2 protein-coding genes and 1 pseudogene are annotated in these 1,939 nt (G+C 74.4%); all 3 read left to right on the forward strand.

Going from position 1 to position 1,939, the window contains the following annotated elements; translation table 11 throughout:
• Nucleotides 1-429 (forward strand): response regulator (locus FV222_RS24470; RefSeq protein ID WP_147815859.1); only part of this gene is annotated, 429 nt, incomplete at its 5' end.
• A 90-nt stretch (nucleotides 430-519) separates the two neighbouring features.
• A pseudogene (locus FV222_RS31525) lies at nucleotides 520-909 on the forward strand (DNA-3-methyladenine glycosylase 2 family protein); the annotation flags it as partial.
• A gap of 103 nt (nucleotides 910-1,012) precedes the next feature.
• The coding region (gene ada, locus FV222_RS24475; RefSeq protein ID WP_147815860.1) for a bifunctional DNA-binding transcriptional regulator/O6-methylguanine-DNA methyltransferase Ada at nucleotides 1,013-1,939 on the forward strand (927 nt) is incomplete at its 3' end.

Below are 1,939 nucleotides of genomic sequence, written 5' to 3' on the forward strand. Positions count from 1 at the left end.
GCGCAGCCCGTCGCCGCGCCCCAGGCGACCGGGCGCATCCTCCTCGTCGAGGACGTCGAGATCAACCAGGAGCTTGCGCGCCTTGTGCTCGAGGCCGCCGGCCACACCGTCGAGGTGGTCGCCGACGGCGCCACCGCCGTGATGGCGGTGGAGGACGGCGCCTTCGACCTCGTGCTGATGGACGTCCAGATGCCGGGCATGGACGGCATCACCGCGACGCGGATGATCCGCCGCCTGAAGGGCGCTTGCGCGAACGTGCCGGTGATCGCGATGACCGCCAACGTCCTGCCCGCCGAGGTGCGCCAGTTCCGCGAGGCCGGCATGGACGACCACGTCGGCAAGCCGTTCGACCGCGCGGTCCTCTACGACACCATCGCGCGCTGGCTGCCCGGTCGCGACGCCGAGCCGCTGCGGCGGGCGGCCGGCTGATCCGCGTCGCGGATGACGCCGACGCGCCACGACTTCGCCGGCCGGAACGCCGACGAAGGCGGGATGCCGTTCGGGTCGGCCGCCGGCCTGGGGCTGAGCCATCTGTTCCCCACCCCGGAGGCCGTCGCCGCGGCGGATGTCGCGAAGATGCTCGACATGCCACGCGCGCGGCGCGCCGCGATCCGGGCGCTCGCCGAATCCAGCCTCGCCGAGCCGGACCTGTTCGCGCCGGGACAGGACCTCGCCATAGCGGTCCGCCGCCTCACCGCGATCCACGGCATCGGGCCGTGGGCGGCGCGGTTCATCGCCATGCGCGTCCTACGCGCGGCGGACGCCCTACCCGGCGGCGACGTCGGCCTGATGCGGGCGCTCGATGTCGGCGCCGGGCGCCCGGATCCTGCCGAGCTTCTTCGGCGGGCGGAGGCGTGGCGACCCTATCGCGCCTACGCGGCGATGCATCTCTGGGTGGCGGATGCCGCCGCGGGATTCGAGAGCAAGGGACGGGATGCCGGGAACACCGAGACGCGCCATTCCAAGGGACGCACAGGGGGCCGATCCGGCACCCACCACCCGAGAGGTCGCGATGCCGACGTTGGGAACCGTGTCCCCCGCAGACCTGTCGGATGCCGCTCGCCATGCCGCGGTGGCCGCCCGCGACGGCGCGTTCGACGGCCGCTTCGTCTACTCCGTGCGCAGCACTGGCGTGTATTGCCGCCCGAGCTGCCCGTCGCGCGCGGCGCTTCCCCGAAACGTCGCCTTCCACGCCACCTGCGAGGCAGCCGAGGCGGCGGGTTTCCGCCCGTGCCGGCGCTGCCGGCCTGACGAGGCGTCGCGCGAGACCCGCCGCGCGGAGGCCGTCGCCCGCGCCTGCCGTCTGATCGACGAGTCCGAGACCGCGCCCACCCTCGACGACCTCGCCCACGCCGCCGGGATGAGTCCGTTCCACTTCCACCGCGTGTTCAAGGCGGCCATCGGCGTCACGCCGCGGGCCTACGGTTCGGCCCGTCGCGCCGAGCGTGTCGCCAAAGCCTTGCCAGGCGCGGCCAGCGTCACGGAAGCCCTGTACGAGGCGGGCTACGGCGCCGCGAGCCGGTTCTACGCCGGGGCACGCCTCGGCATGACGCCGGCCGCCTACCGCAAGGGTGGAGCCGGCGAGACGATCCGCTTCGCGGTCGCGGCGTGCAGCCTCGGCGCGGTCCTCGTCGCGGCGACGACCCGCGGCGTCTGCGCGATCCTGCTCGGCGACGAACCGGACGCGTTGCTGCGCGACCTGGAAGACCGCTTCCCGAACGCGGCGCTCGCGGGCGGCGATGAGGGCTTCGCGGCGCTGGTCGCGCAGGTGGTCGGCCTGGTCGAAACACCGTCCCGCCCGGTCTCCCTGCCCCTGGACATCGGCGGCACCGCCTTCCAGCAGCGGGTCTGGGAGGCGTTGCGAACCATCCCGGCGGGGACCACCGCGAGCTATGCCGAGATCGCGGCGCGCATCGGCACGCCGGCGGCGGTGCGGGCG

Source organism: Methylobacterium sp. WL103, assembly GCF_008039885.1.
Taxonomy (GTDB): Bacteria; Pseudomonadota; Alphaproteobacteria; order Rhizobiales; family Beijerinckiaceae; genus Methylobacterium; species Methylobacterium cerastii.